Here is a 16,855-nt window from a genome sequence, read left to right on the forward strand (position 1 = left end):
TCGGCGCACCAGCGCGGGCCGTTTGTCGGACCCTCGTGATGTAGTGCGTCCATGTCCGCACCGCAGACCGAGTTGACTCTCGAGGCACTGACCCGTCCCGGGCTGCGGGGCACGATCAGGTTGCTCGGCGGTCCCGGCACGGGTAAGACGACTGCGCTCGTCGAGGCCGCGGCAGGCCACCTGGCGGCCGGCCGCGACGCGGAATCGGTTCTGCTGCTCACGGGCTCGTCGCGACTGAGTGCGCAGGCGCGCGCGACGATCACCACGAAGGTCCTGGCTGCGGGGGAGCAGACAGTCATCCGGGAACCCCTGGTGCGCACCGTGCATTCCTACGCGTTCGCGGTGCTGCGGCTGGCCGCCCAGCGGGCGGGTGGCGCGCCGCCGCGGTTGATCACCGGTGCCGAGCAGGACGGCATCATCCGCGAGTTGCTCGCCGGCGATCTCGAGGATGGCGACGCCTCCCCGGTGCGCTGGCCCGATCGGCTGCGCCCGGCGCTGGCGACGGTCGGTTTCGCCAACGAGCTGCGGGATCTGATGGCGCGCTGCAACGAACGCGGCATCGACCCGGTGGCGCTGCAACGTCTCGGCCGGCGCGCACAGCGTCCCGAATGGCAGGCGGCCGGCCGGTTCGCCCAGGCCTATGAACAGATCATGCTGCTCCGCGCCGCGGTCGGAATGGCGGCTCCGCAGGCCACGGTGCCGGCGTTGGGCGCTGCTGAGCTCGTCGGCGCCGCCCTCGAGGCGCTCGCTGCCGACGCCGATCTGCTGGCCTCCGAGCGCGCGCGGGTGCAACTGCTGCTCGTCGATGACGCGCAGCACCTCGATCCGCAGGCCGCGCGGCTGGTGCAGGTTCTCGCCGCGGGCGCTGAGCTCTGCGTGATCGCGGGTGATCCGCGGCAGACGGTGTTCGGTTACCGAGGGGCGGACCCGGCCCTGCTGCGCGCCGACGGTCCATCGATCACGCTGACGCAGTCGCACCGGTGCTCTGCGTCGGTGGCCCACGCCGTCGAGGCGCTCACCCGTCGGCTGCCCGGCATCGACAGCACCGCGGCGCTGACCGGCAGCGAAGAGGCAGGTTCAGTTGAGGTGCGCATCGCCGCGACGCCGCACGCCGAATTCGCAGTGATCGCCGATGCGCTGCGCCGGGCCCACCTGGTCGACGGGATCCCCTGGGCGGACATGGCGGTCATCGTGCGCTCGGTCCCCCGGATGGGGCCCGCGCTCGCGCGGGCACTGACCGCGGCGGGCGTACCGGTCGACGGACTGCAGAGCGACGCGCCGCTGATCGCGGTGCCCGCCGTCCGCGCGCTGATGACCGTCCTGGAGGCGACGGTCGACGGTCTGACTGCCGAGCGCGCCCTGGCCTTGATGACCGGGCCGATCGGGCGGGTCGACCCGGTGTCGCTGCGTCAGTTGCGTCGTGCGCTGCGCCGACGTGCCGCCGACCCCGCGGTTGAATTCGGTGACCTGCTGATCGCGGCGGTGGCTGGCCGCGGCAGTGCCGGTGGTTCCGGCCGGTCCGTCGAGGGCCTGCCCGACGAACTCGGGCGCGCGCTGAAGCGGGTGCGCACCGTGCTGACCGCCGCGCGTGACAGTGTCAAGCGCAGTGACGATCCGCGACATACGTTGTGGCAGGCGTGGAATCGCAGCGGGCTGCAGCGGCGGTGGCTGGCGGCGAGCGAGCGGGGCGGCGCAGTGGGGGAACAGGCCGACCGCGATCTGGACGCGATGACCGCACTGTTCGATGTCGCCGAGCAGTATGTCGAACGCACCGCCGGCGCGTCGCTGCGTGGGCTCGTCGACCACGTCGCCGGATTGACACTGCCGCCGGCCCGTTCCGACCGCAAGCCGACGGCCGACGCGGTGGCGGTCCTCAGTGCCCATTCGGCACTGGATCGCGAGTGGGATGTCGTCGTCATCGCCGGCCTGCAGGAAGGTCTGTGGCCCAACGTGACTGCGCGTGGCGGGATTCTGGCCACCCAACAGCTCGTCGATGTCCTCGACGGTGTCGCCGATCCCGCGGATCGCACGCTGTCCGGGCGCGCACCACTGCTCGCTGAGGAGCGCCGTCTTCTCATCGCCGCGGTCGGCCGTGCCCGCCGCAGGCTCCTGGTCACCGCCGTTGACAGCGACAACGGCGATGCCGCCCTGCTGCCGTCGCCGTTCTGCCACGAGCTCGCGGCGGTGGCCACCGAATCGCACACCGAGTCGGAGTTGCCGGTGCGCGCGCCGCGGGTGCTGGCGACCAACGCCGTGGTGGGTCGGTTGCGATCGGTGGTGTGCTCCCCGTCCGAGGACGTCGACGAGGCCCAGCGGATCTGTGCGGCAACGCAATTGGCTCGACTCGCCGAAGCTGGTGTGCACGGATCCGATCCGGAGTCCTGGTACGGCCTGCGTGAGGTGTCCACCCGGGCGCCGCTGTGGGACGGTGCGGGCGAGGCCGTCACGCTGTCGCCGTCGACGGTGCAGATGCTGCTGGACTGTCCGCTGCGGTGGTTGTTGGAGCGCCACGGCGGTGGTTCGGTGCGCGACGTGCGTTCCGCTCTCGGTTCGCTGGTGCACGCCCTGGTGGCCGACCCGGCCGTTTCCGAGGCCCGCCTGCACGGAGAGCTCCAGCGGATCTGGTCCGCGCTGCCCTTCGACGCTCAGTGGCATGCGGACAACGAACTCAGTCGCCACGAGGAGATGCTGAGCACGTTCACCCGCTGGCGCGCGGACACCCGCAATCGGTTCACAGAGGTCGGCACCGAGATCGCCGTCGACGGTGAGGTGCTGGCCGCCGCCGACGACCAGCCCGCGGTGCGTATCCGCGGTCGTCTGGATCGCCTGGAACGCGACAGCGAGGGCCGGCTCGTCGTGGTCGACATCAAGACCGGCAAGAGCCCTGCCACCAAGGACGACGCTCAGGCGCACGCACAGCTGGCGATGTACCAGCTGGCGGTCGCTGAAGGACTGCTGGCCGAGAGCGCCGAACCCGGCGGTGGCCGGCTCGTGTACCTCGGCAAGACCAGCGGCGGCAGCGCCACCGAACGTGAACAGGACCCGCTGACAGTAGAAGGGCACGCACAGTGGCAGGCGCAGGTCAGCGATGCCGCGGCGGCGACGCGGGGCCCGCAGTTCGTCGCCCGGGTCAACGACGGGTGCGCGCACTGCCCGGTCGCGGCGATGTGCCCGGCCCGCCAGACCACGAACGAGGATCGATGAACCCGCGCTACAGTCCCGCCGAATTGGCCGACGCCCTCGGGCTTTTCGCGCCGACCGACGAGCAGGCCGCCGTCATCTGCGCCCCGCCGGGACCGCTGGTGGTGATCGCCGGCGCCGGGGCGGGCAAGACCGAGACGATGGCCGCGCGAGTGGTCTGGCTGGTGGCCAACGGATTCGCGACGCCGGGCGAGGTGCTGGGCCTCACGTTCACCCGCAAGGCGGCCGGCCAGTTGCTTCGCCGCGTCCGCACGCGGTTGGCGCGCCTGGCCGGTGCCGGGCTGGCCCTCCCGGACGCCGCCCGTCTCGTCGACGATCCGGTCACGGTGAGTACCTACCACGCCTTCGCCGGCACTCTGCTGCGCGAGCACGGTCTGCTGCTGCCCGTCGAACCTGACGTGCGCCTTCTCGGCGAAACAGAGTTGTGGCAGTTGGCTTTCCGAGTGGTCTGCGAGCACGAGGGACCGCTGGACACCGAGAAGTCGCCCGCCGCGATCACGGCGATGGTGCTGCGCTTGGCCGGTCAGCTGGCGGAACATCTGGTGGACACCGCGTCGCTGTGCGACACGCATGTCGAGCTGGAACAGCTGGTCCACACCCTGCCGGCGGGCCCCTACCAACGCGACCGAGGCCCCAGCCAGTGGCTGCTGCGGATGCTCGCCACCCAGACCGAGCGCAGCGCGCTGGTGCCGCTGATCGACGCGCTGCACCAGCGGATGCGTGAGGAGCGGGTGGTGGATTTCGGCACCCAGATGAGCGCGGCCGCGCGGCTGGCCTCGCAGTTCCCTCAGGTCGGCGAGCAGCTCCGGCAGCGCTACCGCGTCGTGCTGCTCGACGAGTACCAGGACACCGGGCATGCGCAGCGGGTGGCGTTGACGTCGTTGTTCGGCAACGGTGTCGATGACGGGCTCGCCCTGACCGCTGTCGGCGATCCCATTCAGTCGATCTACGGCTGGCGTGGTGCCTCGGCGACCAACCTGCCGCGGTTCACCACCGACTTCCCGTTCGGCGACGGCACGCCTGCCCCGACGCTGGAGTTGCGCACGAGTTGGCGCAACCCTCCCGAGGTGCTGCATCTGGCCAACGAGGTGTCCACCGAGGCGCGGCGCCGGTCGGTGTCGGTGCGCCCACTGCTGTCCCGGCCCGATGCGGTCCCCGGACAGGTGCGGTGCGCGCTGCTCAACGACGTCGAGGCCGAGCGGGAGTGGGTCGCCGAGCAGGTCGCAAACGCCTACCGAGCTGCGACCTCGGCTGAGGGGGTCGTGCCGACGGCGGCAGTGTTGGTGCGCCGCAACGCCGATGCGGCGCCCATGGCCGACGCGCTGGCGCGTCGCGGCATTGCCGCCGAGGTGGTCGGAGTGGCCGGGCTGCTCGCGGTGCCCGAGGTCGCCGACGTCGTCGCGATGCTGCGGCTGGCCGCCGATCCCACGGCAGGCGCGGCGGCGGTGCGGGTGCTCACCGGTCCGCGGTGGCGTCTGGGCGCCGCCGACCTGGTCGCCCTCTGGCGGCGGGCGATCACGCTCGACGATGCGCCGGCGGCCGAGCGCGGCAGCGTGGAGCAGGTTCTGTCGCAGCTCGGACCCGAGGCGGATGCGGCGTGCCTGGCCGACGCCGTCTGCGATCCGGGGCCTGCTGCGGCCTACTCATCCGACGGCTACGCCCGCATCGTGGAGCTGGGCCGGGAACTGGCTGCACTGCGCGCTCATCTCGACGTGACGCTGACCGATCTCGTCGCCGAAGTCCGTCGCATGCTCGGCGTGGACGCCGAGGCCAGGGCGGCCAGGCCGGTGTCGGCGGGCTGGTCGGGCACCGAGCATCTCGACGCGTTCGCCGACGTCGTCGCCGACTTCGCCAACCGTTGCGGCGCAACGGTGTCGGGGCTGATGGCCTATCTGGATGCGGCCGAGCAGGTCGAGAACGGGCTGGCGCCCGCCGAGGTCACCGTCGCCGCGGACCGCGTCCAGATCCTGACCGTGCATGCGGCCAAAGGACTCGAATGGCAGATCGTGGCGGTGCCGCACCTCGCGGGCCGGGTCTTTCCGTCGACGGCATCGCCGCGGACGTGGCTCACCGATGCCGCCGACTTGCCGCCGCTGCTGCGCGGTGATTGCGCCGCGGTGTCCGACCTCGGCGTCCCGGTTCTCGACACGTCGCGGGTAAACGATCGAAAGTCGCTGTCGGACACGATCTCCGAGCACAAGCGCAGTTTGGATCAGCGGCGTGCCGATGAGGAGCGGCGGCTGCTCTACGTGGCGCTCACCCGCGCCGAACACACCCTTCTGGTGTCCGGTCACCATTGGGGCGCGACCGAATCCAAGCCTCGTGGGCCCTCGACGTTCCTCACCGAACTCAAGGACGCGATCGATGCGGCGGAGGCGGCCGGAACGCCGTGCGGCGTGATCGACGTGTGGACCGATGCGCCCGCGGACGGGGAGGCGAACCCGCTGCGGGGCCGTGTGGTCGAGGCGATGTGGCCGAACGATCCCCTGGCGGGACGGCGTTCCCGCGTGCACCACGGAGCCGCACTGGTGACCGCGGCGCGGGCGGGAGAACTCGAGACACCGGCAACGGACGACGGGCACGGCTGGGTCGCTGACGTCGATGCGTTGCTGGCTGAGCGGGAGCGTGCCGGACAGCCCGAGGTCCCGCCGCTGCCTGCGCAGGTCTCGGTCAGTGCGATGGTCGAGTTGGGTCGCGACCCCGATGCCGCGGCGCGGCGCCTGCACCGGCGCCTGCCGCGGCCGCCCGCCGCGCACGCGTTGCTGGGCACCGTGTTTCACGAGTGGGTGCAGCGCTACTACCAAGCCGAGAAGCTGTTCGATCTCGACGATCTGCCCGGTGCTGTGGATTCCGATCGGCACGACCGTGGCGAGCTCGAGGATCTGCAGTCCGCATTCGCGGTGTCGGAGTGGGCGGCGCGCACGCCCATCGACGTCGAGGTTCCGTTCGACATGATGCTCGGCGGCCGGGTCGTGCGGGGCCGCATCGACGCGGTGTTCGCCGACGTCGACGGTGGCGTGACCGTGCTCGACTGGAAGACCGGCGATCCGCCGTCGACGCCGGAAGAGTTGCAGCACAACGCCATTCAGCTCGCGGTGTACCGGCTGGCGTGGTCGAGGCTGCAGGGGTGCCCGCTGTCGTCGGTGCGCGCGGCGTTCCACTACGTCCGGTCAGGACGGACGATCATGCCTCAGGTGTGGCCGGACGCCGACGAACTCGCGGCGCTGCTCGCCGATCCCGCGGGTCCGGCCGATACCGATGCGGCCTGACGTCAGCTCTCTCGATAGACCTTGAGGGCCTGGGTGATCATCGGTATCTGCATGGGCAGCCGTGCGATGGACACCAGTCGCATCGGCAGCGACTTGTTCGGATCCTTGAACCACAACCGGCACATGTTGACATTGCCGGGCAGGACGGCGATGAACAGCGCGATCGCGCCCAGCGCGCCGATCCGGCGGGTGGCGGGCGCCACCAGCAAGGCGCCCACGCCGGCCTCGGCGACGCCCGACGCCAGCGTGTAGAACCGCTGCGTGCCGGGCAGTTCCTCGGGAACGATCGAGTCGAACGGCTTGGGGGCGAGGAAGTGCAGAACCCCCATGCCGATCAGCCAGATACCCATCTTGGTGCCGCGCGATGACGACGCGAGCCGCTGCAGTGCAGTGGGGGAGGTGGTCATGATTACATTGTGCTGGTGCGACAGCCTCACATCGTGACCGGCCCCCGTGGCTGAGGGCGCGCTGCGCCGGCGCCTCCGCCGGTTCGACCAGTCGCTGGCCGATCAGCCGGTGCACGCGCTGACCGACCGGGTGCAGATCCCCACCTCGCTGGTGAGCCCGTCGCGGCGCATCACCTCCCGCGTCATCTATGCGTTGGCCGCCCTGTTCGCCGCGGTATTCATCGTGTACCTGGATCGCGACGGCTACCGGGATGTCCAGGACAACCCGCTGTCGTTCCTCGACTGCCTGTACTACGCCACCGTGTCGCTGTCGACCACCGGCTACGGCGACATCACCCCGATCACTCCGTCAGCCCGGCTCGTCAACGTCCTGGTGATCACGCCGCTGCGCGTCGCATTCCTGATCGTGCTGATCGGTACCACCGTCGAGACCCTCACCACGCAGTCGCGCCAGGTCTACCAAATCCAGCGCTGGAGGAGCAGAGTGCGCAACCACATCATCATCGTCGGCTACGGCACCAAGGGCCGGACCGCCGCCGCGGCGATGGTCGGCGACGAGGTCGCGCCCGCCGACATCGTCGTCGTGGACGAAGATCCTGCCGCGCTCGAACGTGCCAAGAGCGCCGGCCTGGTGACGGTCCGCGGCAGCGCCACCGACTCCGAGGTGCTGCGGCTGGCCAGCGCTCAACACGCCAAGTCGATCATCGTCGCCACCAACCGAGACGACACCGCGGTCCTCGTCACGCTCACCGCCCGCGAGTTGGCGCCCAACGCGAAGATCATCGCCGCGGTCCGCGAAGCGGAGAACCAGCATCTGCTCAAGCAGTCCGGGGCCGACTCGACCGTCGTCACGTCCGAGACGGCGGGCCGGCTGCTCGGCATCGCGGTGCAGACACCCAGCGTCGTCGAGGTGATGGAGGATCTGCTGACCCCCGACGCAGGGTTCGCCATCGCGGAGCGGGAGGTCTCGCCCAAGGAGGCGGGCGGTTCCCCGCGGCACCAGGCCGACATCGTGCTCGGCGTGGTCCGGGGCGGCAAGCTGATCCGCGTAGACGATCCGGAGGTCGACGCCCTCGAACTCGGCGACCGGCTGCTCTACATCCGCTCCGCGGACGCCGAGCGATGACGAGCTTCCGTCTCCGCAACGTCCCACTGCTGTCCCGGGTGGGCGCCGATCGCGCCGACACGCTGCGCACCGACATCGACGCGGCGATCGCCGGCTGGGCCGATGCGCAGCTGCTGCGCGTGGATCGCCGCAACCAGGTGTTGATCGCCGACGGCAGGGTGGTGCTGCACCGCGCCACCGACCTGGCCGACACGCCGCCCGAGGATGCCGTGTTCCTCGGTCGTCTCGACGACGGGCGCCACGTGTGGGCGGTGCGCTCGGAGCTGCAACCCCCCGACGATCCGGACGCCGACACCCATGTGCTCGACCTGCGGCGCACCGGCGACGTATTCGACGACGTCAGCGCCCAGCTCGTCGCGACCGCGACTGCGCTGCTGAATTGGCACGACAGCGCCCGGTTCAGCCCGGTCGACGGCGCACCGACCACGGTGGTCAAGGCGGGCTGGGGCCGGGTCAACAGCGTCACCGGTCACGAAGAGTTCCCGCGCATCGACCCGGCGGTCATCTGCCTGGTGCACGACGGGCACGACCGCGCGGTCCTGGCCCGCCAGACCATGTGGCCGCCGCGGTTGTTCTCCATTCTCGCCGGGTTCGTGGAGGCGGGTGAGTCGTTCGAGTCCTGCGTCGTGCGCGAGATTGCCGAGGAGATCGGTCTCACGGTCACCGACGTCGAGTACCTCGGCTCGCAGCCGTGGCCGTTTCCGCGCTCGCTGATGGTGGGATTTCACGCCCGAGCGGATCCCGAGCAGCCGTTCGCGTTCAACGACGGCGAGATCGCCGAGGCGGAATGGTTCACCCGTACCGAAATCCGGGAGGCCCTCGACCAGGGTGACTGGAGCTCGCAGAGCACGTCGCGGCTGCTGCTGCCCGGCTCCATCTCGATCGCCCGGGAGATCATCGAATCCTGGGCGGCGCTGGACTGACCCGGGCGCCGGGGTTCAGCCGGCGAGCTTCGCCTTGACCTGCGCGCCGCTGGGATTGGTCAGCGTCGAGCCGTCGGCGAACTTCAGCGTCGGCACCACGTGGTTTCCGTTGTTGACCGAGCCGACGAACTCCGCCGCGGCCGGGTCCTCTTCGATGTTGACCTCGGTGAACGAGATGCCTTCGTTCTTCAGCACCTTCTTCAGGCGCACGCAGTACCCGCACCACGACGTCGTGTACATGGTCACCGCGACAGTGTTCTCAGCGCTCATAAGGCCTTCAACGTAGCCGACCCGACGAACATGCCCCGGCGCAGCCCGCGTTTGTCGGGCCGCGCTGACATGATGGTCGCCATGTCCCCGACGGCGTCACGCGATCAGCTGCTCGAGGACCTCGACGAGGAGCAGCGCGAGGCGGTGCTGGCTCCGCGCGGGCCGGTGTGCGTGCTCGCCGGTGCCGGCACCGGCAAGACCAGAACCATCACCCGCCGCATCGCGCATTTGGTGACGGCCGGGCACGTTGCGCCCGGCCAGGTGTTGGCGGTGACGTTCACCCAGCGCGCGGCGGGAGAGATGCGCGCCCGGTTGCGCACCCTCGACGACGGGACCGGGACCGGGTCCGTGCAGGCGCAGACTTTCCACGCCGCCGCGCGCCGCCAGCTCGCCTACTTCTGGCCACGCGTCGTCGGCAGCACGGACTGGCAGCTGATGGACTCGAAGTTCGCCGTCGTCGCCCAGGCCGCCAACCGCACCGGGCTGCCCACCGGCACCGACAACGTGCGCGACCTGGCGGGCGAGATCGAGTGGGCGAAAGCGTCGTTGATCAGTCCCGAGGACTACGCGGCGACGGTCGCCCGGTCCGGGCGTGACATTCCGTTCGACGCGGCGAAGGTGGCCGCCGCTTACGCCGGTTACGAGGCGCTCAAGGCCCGCGGCAACGACCTGATGCTCCTGGACTTCGACGACCTGCTGCTGCACACCGCCGCTGCCATCGAGAACGACGCCGCGGTCGCCCAAGAGTTCCGCGATCGCTACCGGTGCTTCGTCGTCGACGAGTACCAGGACGTGACTCCGCTGCAGCAGCGGGTGCTCGACGCGTGGCTCGGCAACCGCGACGATCTGACCGTCGTCGGCGATGCCAACCAGACCATCTATTCGTTCACCGGTGCCTCGCCCCGCTACCTGCTGGACTTCTCGCGGCGCTTCCCGGAGGCCACTGTGGTCCGGTTGGAGCGCGACTACCGATCCACGCCGCAGGTGGTGTCGCTGGCCAACCGGGTCATCGCCGCGGCGCGGGGCCGGATGGCCGGCAGCCGGCTGCATCTGGTCGGTCAGCGGCCGCCCGGCCCGAACCCCACGTTCAACGAGTATCCCGACGAAGTCGCCGAGGCCGCGGCGGTCGCGCGCAGCGTCAAGAAGCTCGTCGAAAGCGGCACCGCGCCCGCGGAGATCGCGGTGCTGTACCGCATCAACGCGCAGTCGGAGGTGTACGAAGAGGCGCTCACCGAAGCCGGTATCCCGTTCCAGGTGCGCGGCGGTGAAGGTTTCTTCAGTCGCCAGGAGATCCGGCAGGCCCTGGTGGCGTTGCAGCGGGCCGCCGAACGGGAGGCCGACGGACCGTTGCCCGACGTAGTCCGCGCGACGCTCGAGCCGCTGGGTCTGACCGCCGAGCCGCCCGCAGGCACGCGTGTCCGGGATCGGTGGGAAGCGTTGTCCGCGTTGGCCGATCTGGTCGACGACGAGGTCGCGCAGCGTCCGCAGCTGGACCTGCGCACGCTGTTGGTCGAGCTGCGGCATCGCGCCGATTCCCGGCATCCCCCGGTGGTGCAGGGTGTCACGCTCGCCTCGCTGCACGCCGCGAAGGGTCTGGAGTGGGATGCCGTGTTCCTCGTCGGCCTGGCCGATGGCACTCTGCCGATCTCGCACGCACTGTCCCACGGTCCCGACAGTGAACCGGTCGAAGAGGAGCGTCGCCTCTTCTACGTCGGAATCACCAGAGCGCGTGTGCATTTGGCGCTCAGCTGGGCGTTGGCGCGTACACCCGGCGGCCGTCAGGGGCGGAAACCGTCGCGGTTCCTCAACGGCATCGCCCCGCAGTCCCAGCGCGACGACGGACCCAGCCGAGCCCGCAAGCCGCGCGGCCCGGCGCCGCGCTGTCGGGTGTGCAACGCCCCGCTGACCGCCTCGGCGGCGATCATGCTCCGCCGGTGCGAGTCCTGCCCGTCAGACCTCGACGAGCAACTGCTCGCCCAGCTCAAGGATTGGCGCCTGCGCATCTCCAAGGAGATGAGCGTGCCGGCGTTCGTGGTGTTCACCGACAACACGCTGATCGCCATCGCCGAGGCGCTGCCCACTGACGACGCCGCGCTCGTCGCGATCCCCGGCATCGGCGCCCGCAAGCTGGAGCAGTACGGATCCGACGTGCTCGCGCTGGTTCGCGAGCGCCAGAAATCGTAAAGATCGCGCCAAAAGTGCTGGTCAAAAATGTGTTGAGAGTTTTCCCTGATACCGTTTAGCCTCAGAGCACCACACGAAGTCCGCGTGCGAAAGGAGGGTGCCGCCATCATGATCAGCAATCACATGTCTTACGCCGTAGCCGGCACCCCGTGGTTCCCGCGCGCATTCGTCCCGGTGCATTCCGCACCCGCCGCCGGCGCCACCGCTGCCGCCGCGCGTAAGCGCCGCGCCATCGCCGGCACGGCTGCCGCGTCCGTGAGGGGCTTCCATTAGGTAGAGCCTCGACCGCCACCCCAGGCCACGGACCCGACACCCGGATCCGTGGCCTTCGTCTTTCAAGGACCTGGTCACCGATCCCCGACTGAACCAACTGATGAGAAACCGACCAGGAAGCGAAAGGACCGGACATGTCTTCCCTGACATGCGAGAGATCGAAGCTCGCGGTGCCGTGTCATGTCGAGGACCCCGACCTGTGGTTCGCCGAGGACCCACGCGATCTCGAACGCGCCAAGGCGCTGTGCGGAGACTGCCCGTTCCGGCGCGAGTGCTTGACCGCAGCGCTGGAACGGCAGGAGCCGTGGGGTGTGTGGGGCGGCGAGATCTTCGAACGGGGCACGGTCATCGCCCGCAAACGGCCGCGCGGCCGCCCGCGCAAGGACGCAAAACAACCTGTGGCGGCCTGATCGTCCGACCCCGGCGCTACACCGCGTCGGGGTCGGCGAAGCCGGGCACCGTCCGCTCGGCGATACTGCGCGTCGGCACATGGGCATCGAGCTGACACGAGATCGCCACGATCGATGCGATCACCCGCATCGGGATCGCCAGCTTCGGCGGGATGTCCATCTGGCGGGCGGCCTTGATCTGACCCGCCGCCTTGTCCAGCTCCAGAGTTGTCATGCGCTGCAACCACTTACGCGTGTAGTGGAACTCCGGAACCTCCAGCGGCTCGACGTACTGCTTGAGCATGTCGTCGATCTCGCGGGTGGACACCTGCTGGCCCTTCTGGATGAAACCGGCCCGCTCCATCGTCGGCAGCAGCTTGTCGTACTCCTTGTCCAAGGCGTAGCGCATGATCTGCCCCAATTCGACCGGCCAGCCGCCCGGCATGGGTGCGACGGCGCCGAAGTCGATGACGCCCATCTTGTCCTCGGGTAGCAGCATGAAGTTGCCGGGATGGGCGTCGCCGTGCACCATTTCGAGCCGCGTCGGTGCGTCGTTGCAGAACTCGAAGAGCCGGGTGGCCATCAGATCCCGCTGTTCCTGCGTGCCCTCGCGGATGATCTGCGACAGCGGGATGCCCTCGATCCATTCCTGGATCACGACTTTCGGGGCGCTGGCCACCACATTGGGCACCACGAAGTGCGGATCGCCTGCGTAGGCCTTGGCGAAGGCGCGCTGGTTGTCGGCTTCGAGCCGGTAGTCCAGCTCCATCTCGGTGCGCTGAATCAGCTCGTCCACCACGCCTTGGACGTCGGCGCCGGGGCTGAGCTGCTTGAGGACGCTCACCATCCGCTGCATCGTCTTCAGGTCGGCGCGCAGCGCCTCGTCAGCGCCCGGGTACTGGATCTTGACCGCGACCTCGCGGCCGTCGCCCCATACCGCCTTGTGCACCTGGCCGATGCTGGCCGAGGCGACGGACTTGTCGTCGAACGACTGGAACCGGTCCCGCCATTTGGTGCCGAGCTGCTGGTCGAGCACCCTGTGCACCTTTGCTGCGGGCAGCGGCGGAGCCTCGCGCTGCAGCTTCGTCAACGCCTCCCGGTACGGCTTGCCGTACTGCTCGGGAATGGCGGCCTCCATGACCGACAGAGCCTGGCCGACTTTCATCGCGCCGCCCTTGAGTTCGCCCAGCACAGTGAACAATTGCTGGGCGGCCTTGTCCATCAGCTCGGCGTTGACTTCGTCCCTGGACTTGCCGGTCAGCCGTTTGCCGAAGCCCAGCGCAGCACGCCCGGCCATGCCCACCGGCAACGAGGCCAGCTTGGCGTTGCGCGCGGCGCGGCCCCGCTTGATGTCACTCACCAGTCCATCATCCACGACCATGCTGAACTTCCAACCGGAGAATGCTGCTCAACACGAGCAGTCGGGGTGCGGCGACCACCGGCGCGCGGTCACGGTGCCGCTGCTCAGGTCGAATTCGAGCGTGGTGTCGATGGTCGCCGGTGGCGGCGCGGCGGGCCCGGAATCGGTGTGCACGACGCGCAGGATGTGGGCGATCTCGCGCAGCGCCAACCCCGCGGTGGCCAGCACCGTGGCGCGGTCGGCGGTGCCGACGGTCCGCGACAGCTGGGTGGCGACCGCGGCCCAGGCGGGATCTTTGTCACTGCGGTGCAGGTCAGCGCACCGCAGACAGCTGGTGACGCCGGGGATGACGAGTGGTCCGATGAGCCCGGTGCCGTCGCGGACGCGCACCGCGAGGTGGGGGACACCGGCGTCGTGCAGCTCGCGCGCCACCCGGGGGTCGGCCACGAGGTAGTCGGTCAGGACGGCGAGGTCCGCGCCGGCGGCCGAGGCGTATGCCCTGCTGCTGGAGCTGACGCGGACACCGGAGCCGGCCAGTGTGGAGGCGATCAGGTCGGACAGTGGGCCGTCGCCGTGCACCCGGACCGCGGGCGAGCGGGTGGGTGCCGGTGTGGCGGCGGTCAGGACGCCGGTGTCGACGAGGTGGGTGATCAGGTCGGTGACGACGGCGGCGTCGGCGCCGTGTCCGGCGGCGAGGAGCTGCAGCTCAGGCAGGGTCGCTGCGGCTTGCAGCGCGCGCAGCAGGTCAGCGAGGACACCGGCGGCCAGTCCGGGCGGCGGGTGTACGACGACGGCTCGGCGCGGATCCCAGCCGACCTGCACGGTGCCGTCCGGGCGCGACAGCACGGGGGTGGCCGAGTCCAGGGCGTAGCGGGTCATGCGACGACAGTGACACGCCGGTCAGCCGCCGAGTCGAGTTATCCACAGGGCCTAGGTGTCGCGGGGCGGGTCTTCAGCTGCGCCGCTACCGTCCTCGCGTTCGGCGTCACCCTCGGCCAGCGCCGCTTCGATCGCGCTGTCGAGATCGGTGGTGTCGCCGCCGATCATGCGGTCGATGAAGGCGGCCGGCTCGTCGAGGTCGGCGGAGCTGGGCAGCAGATCGGGGTGGGCCCACACACCGTCGCGGGCGTCGGCGCCGACGGCGTCGGTCAGCTTCTCCCACAGCGCGGCCGCTTCCCGCATCTTGCGGGGCCGCAGCTCGAGGCCGACCAACGTCGCGAACGTCTGCTCGGCCGGCCCGCCGCTGGCCCGGCGGCGTCGCAGCATCTCCGACAGCGCAACCGTGCCGGGGATGCGGTCACCGAGGGCCTGCGACACGACCGTCTGCACCCATCCCTCGATCAGGGCGAGCATCGTTTCGAGCCGTTCCAGCGCGGCGGTCTGCTCCGGGGTTGCTTTGGGCTCGAAGATCCCCTGGTTGAGCAGTTGTTCCATCTGCGACGGGTCGGCCAGCGAGGCCGGGTTGAAGTCGCGGGCGAACTCCTCGATGCCGCTCATGTCGATCTTGGTGCCCTTGGCGAACGCTTCGACGGCGCCCAGCAGCTGCGCCGACAGCCACGGCACGTGGCTGAACAGCCGGTGGTGTGCGGCTTCCCGCGCGGCCAGGAATGTCACGACCTCGCTACGCGGCTGTTCGAGACCTGCCGCGAGCTCCTCGATGGCCTCGGGCATCAACGCCGCGACACCGGTGGGGCCCAGCGGCAGGCCGATGTCGGTGGAGGTCAGCACCTCTTTCGACAGCGTGCCGAGCGCCTGGCCGAGCTGGGAGCCGAACGCCATGCCGCCCATCTGCGACATCATCGCCATCAGCGGGCCGGCCATCGCCTGGGCTTCTTCCGGGAGCGCCTGAGCCCACACCGTCGACAGCTGCTGGGCGACGGGATCGCACAGCCGTTTCCACGTCGGGATCGTGTTGTCGATCCAGTCGGTCGGCGTCCAGGCCACCGTTCGCGTGGTGCCCGCCGGCAGTGGGGTGACGCCGTCGAGCCACGTCTCGGCGAGCCGAACGGCGTCGCCCAGCGCGGAGGTCGTCTGCTCGGAGACGGGGGCAACGAAGCCGATCGATTTCGACGCGAGCTGCCGGGCGAGGTCGTAGTTCACCGGGCCGCCGCCGGACTTCGCGGTCCCGCTGAACATCTCACCGAGTTGGGAGAAGATCTGCCCGAGCTGCGACATGTCGAACTGACCGCCGGGGAACGCACCGCCGAACGGATCGCCGGGACCCGAGCCCGAACCGGAGCCGTCCTTGCGTTTGTCGCGCTCGGGATCGTCGCCGGAAGAGAAGCCGAAAGGCAGGTCAGGCATGGCCCCAACGGTACTCATCGCGGCGCGTCGGTGTGGGCACGCGGGTCACGCTGAGAGTGAACCTGCTCCTGACCTCTACTGTGAACGGCGTGAACAGGCGGATTGCCACTCTGATCGTGGCGCTCGTGCCGATCATCGTGTTCGGCGTGCTCGCGACGACGGTGACGGTGCCCTACGTCGCGCTCGGGCCCGGGCCGACGTTCAACACGCTCGGCCAGGTGGACGGCAAGGAAGTCGTCGACATCGAGGGCACCGAGGTGAAGCCCACCAGCGGGCACCTCAACATGACCACGGTCTCGCAGATGGACGGGCTGACGCTGGGGCAGGCGCTGATCTTCTGGGCCTCGGGCCGCGATCAGCTCATCCCGCGCGAACTGGTGTATCCGCCGGACAAGTCGCGCGAAGAGATCGACGAGGCGAACACCACCGACTTCCGGAACTCGGAGGACAGCGCCGAATACGCGGCCCTGTCCTACCTGAAGTATCCGATGGCGATCACGGTGCAGAGCATCGACGAGAAAGGTCCGTCGAAGGGCAAGCTGCAGGCCGGCGATGCGATTGACGCGGTGAACAACACGCCGGTCGCGAACCTCGACGAGTTCAGCAAGATCATCCAGGCCACCAAACCCGGTGAGAAGGTCGTCGTCGACTACCGCCGCAAGAACGAACCCGCGGGCATCGCCGAGGTCACGCTGGGCTCCCGGCCGGACCGTCCGCACGGCGTCCTGGGTGTCAATGTGCTCGACGCGCCGTGGGCGCCGTTCTCCATCGACTTCCACCTGGCCAACATCGGCGGCCCGTCGGCCGGTCTGATGTTCAGCCTCGCCGTGGTCGACAAGCTGACCACGGGCGACCTCAACGACGGGAAGTTCGTGGCGGGCACCGGCACCATCACCGGTGACGGCGAGGTCGGTCCGATCGGCGGCATCACCCACAAGATCACCGCGGCCAAGGACGCCGGCGCCTCGGTGTTCCTGGTTCCCGCGGACAACTGCGACGAGGCGACGTCAGCCGACGAGAAGGGCATCGAGCTGATCAAGGTGGACACCCTCACGCACGCCATCGACGGCCTGCGGACACTTTCCGCTGGTGGTGAACCTCCTCGCTGCTGAGGCCGGTCGGGGATCTCGATCAGTAGAGTGACTGGAC

General features: G+C 69.8%; 13 protein-coding genes. 8 read left to right on the top strand and 5 right to left on the bottom strand.

Translation table 11 applies throughout. The features are described from left to right. Positions 1-51: 51 nt before the first annotated feature. On the top strand, positions 52-3,204 hold the full coding sequence (locus tag ACZ50N_RS07595; RefSeq protein WP_464475051.1) for an ATP-dependent helicase: 3,153 nt from the start codon (positions 52-54) through the stop codon (positions 3,202-3,204). After that, on the top strand, positions 3,201-6,470 hold the full coding sequence (locus tag ACZ50N_RS07600) for an ATP-dependent helicase (RefSeq protein WP_464475052.1): 3,270 nt from the start codon (positions 3,201-3,203) through the stop codon (positions 6,468-6,470). The genes ACZ50N_RS07595 and ACZ50N_RS07600 overlap by 4 nt, the downstream gene beginning before the upstream one ends. 2 nt (positions 6,471-6,472) lie before the next feature. Here ACZ50N_RS07600 and ACZ50N_RS07605 read toward each other — a convergent pair whose 3' ends face one another. Further along, positions 6,473-6,877, bottom strand: a complete 405-nt coding sequence (locus tag ACZ50N_RS07605; protein WP_073684595.1) for a DoxX family protein — start codon at positions 6,875-6,877, stop codon at positions 6,473-6,475. Between the two features lie 46 nt (positions 6,878-6,923). Between ACZ50N_RS07605 and ACZ50N_RS07610 the strand changes: the two genes are divergently transcribed. Next, positions 6,924-8,003: a potassium channel family protein gene (locus tag ACZ50N_RS07610; protein ID WP_048422218.1), complete on the top strand. Its 1,080-nt coding sequence runs from the start codon at positions 6,924-6,926 to the stop codon at positions 8,001-8,003. Continuing rightward, positions 8,000-8,926, top strand: a complete 927-nt coding sequence (gene nudC, locus ACZ50N_RS07615) for an NAD(+) diphosphatase (protein ID WP_046365200.1) — start codon at positions 8,000-8,002, stop codon at positions 8,924-8,926. The genes ACZ50N_RS07610 and nudC overlap by 4 nt, the downstream gene beginning before the upstream one ends. 15 nt (positions 8,927-8,941) lie before the next feature. Here the strand turns inward: nudC and ACZ50N_RS07620 are convergent, their stop codons facing one another. Continuing rightward, on the bottom strand, positions 8,942-9,196 hold the full coding sequence (locus ACZ50N_RS07620; protein ID WP_046365199.1) for a mycoredoxin: 255 nt from the start codon (positions 9,194-9,196) through the stop codon (positions 8,942-8,944). A 69-nt stretch (positions 9,197-9,265) separates the two neighbouring features. Here ACZ50N_RS07620 and ACZ50N_RS07625 point away from each other — a divergent pair, with 69 nt between their 5' ends. From ACZ50N_RS07625 to ACZ50N_RS07635, 3 genes are all read left to right on the top strand, one after another. Next, a complete protein-coding gene (locus tag ACZ50N_RS07625; protein ID WP_464475604.1) occupies positions 9,266-11,380 on the top strand; it encodes an ATP-dependent DNA helicase UvrD2 in 2,115 nt (704 codons plus the stop codon). Between the two features lie 108 nt (positions 11,381-11,488). Then, positions 11,489-11,653: a hypothetical protein gene (locus ACZ50N_RS07630; protein ID WP_157850916.1), complete on the top strand. Its 165-nt coding sequence runs from the start codon at positions 11,489-11,491 to the stop codon at positions 11,651-11,653. A 134-nt stretch (positions 11,654-11,787) separates the two neighbouring features. Next, a complete protein-coding gene (locus tag ACZ50N_RS07635; protein WP_046365196.1) occupies positions 11,788-12,063 on the top strand; it encodes a WhiB family transcriptional regulator in 276 nt (91 codons plus the stop codon). A 16-nt stretch (positions 12,064-12,079) separates the two neighbouring features. On the opposite strand, the gene ACZ50N_RS07640 is transcribed toward ACZ50N_RS07635, so the two are convergent. The 3 genes from ACZ50N_RS07640 to ACZ50N_RS07650 are packed head-to-tail and all read right to left on the bottom strand — an operon-like array spanning position 12,080 to position 15,706. Then, the gene (locus ACZ50N_RS07640) at positions 12,080-13,417 is read right to left on the bottom strand and encodes a macrolide-binding ATPase MABP-1 (protein ID WP_048422335.1); all 1,338 of its coding nucleotides are present in this window, start codon (positions 13,415-13,417) and stop codon (positions 12,080-12,082) included. A 33-nt stretch (positions 13,418-13,450) separates the two neighbouring features. Further along, positions 13,451-14,281: a TOMM precursor leader peptide-binding protein gene (locus ACZ50N_RS07645; protein ID WP_464475053.1), complete on the bottom strand. Its 831-nt coding sequence runs from the start codon at positions 14,279-14,281 to the stop codon at positions 13,451-13,453. 51 nt (positions 14,282-14,332) lie between these two features. After that, positions 14,333-15,706 (bottom strand): zinc-dependent metalloprotease, encoded by a 1,374-nt coding sequence (locus ACZ50N_RS07650; RefSeq protein WP_277243817.1) that lies wholly within the window; start codon positions 15,704-15,706, stop codon positions 14,333-14,335. Positions 15,707-15,795: 89 nt separating this feature from the next. Between ACZ50N_RS07650 and ACZ50N_RS07655 the strand changes: the two genes are divergently transcribed. After that, positions 15,796-16,818, top strand: coding sequence for a YlbL family protein (locus ACZ50N_RS07655; RefSeq protein WP_046365204.1), 1,023 nt, complete (start codon positions 15,796-15,798; stop codon positions 16,816-16,818). Positions 16,819-16,855 lie beyond the last annotated feature (37 nt).

This window comes from Mycolicibacterium obuense (assembly GCF_055397605.1).

Bases quoted from the DNA above. Each gene is read 5' to 3' on its own strand.
- ACZ50N_RS07595 (WP_464475051.1), top strand. From the start codon at position 52: ATGTCCGCACCGCAGACCGAGTTGACTCTCGAGGCACTGACCCGTCCC.
- ACZ50N_RS07600 (WP_464475052.1), top strand. From the start codon at position 3,201: ATGAACCCGCGCTACAGTCCCGCCGAATTGGCCGACGCCCTCGGGCTT.
- ACZ50N_RS07605 (WP_073684595.1), bottom strand. From the start codon at position 6,877: ATGACCACCTCCCCCACTGCACTGCAGCGGCTCGCGTCGTCATCGCGC.
- nudC (WP_046365200.1), top strand. From the start codon at position 8,000: ATGACGAGCTTCCGTCTCCGCAACGTCCCACTGCTGTCCCGGGTGGGC.
- ACZ50N_RS07620 (WP_046365199.1), bottom strand. From the start codon at position 9,196: ATGAGCGCTGAGAACACTGTCGCGGTGACCATGTACACGACGTCGTGG.
- ACZ50N_RS07625 (WP_464475604.1), top strand. From the start codon at position 9,266: ATGATGGTCGCCATGTCCCCGACGGCGTCACGCGATCAGCTGCTCGAG.
- ACZ50N_RS07630 (WP_157850916.1), top strand. From the start codon at position 11,489: ATGATCAGCAATCACATGTCTTACGCCGTAGCCGGCACCCCGTGGTTC.
- ACZ50N_RS07635 (WP_046365196.1), top strand. From the start codon at position 11,788: ATGTCTTCCCTGACATGCGAGAGATCGAAGCTCGCGGTGCCGTGTCAT.
- ACZ50N_RS07645 (WP_464475053.1), bottom strand. From the start codon at position 14,281: ATGACCCGCTACGCCCTGGACTCGGCCACCCCCGTGCTGTCGCGCCCG.
- ACZ50N_RS07650 (WP_277243817.1), bottom strand. From the start codon at position 15,706: ATGCCTGACCTGCCTTTCGGCTTCTCTTCCGGCGACGATCCCGAGCGC.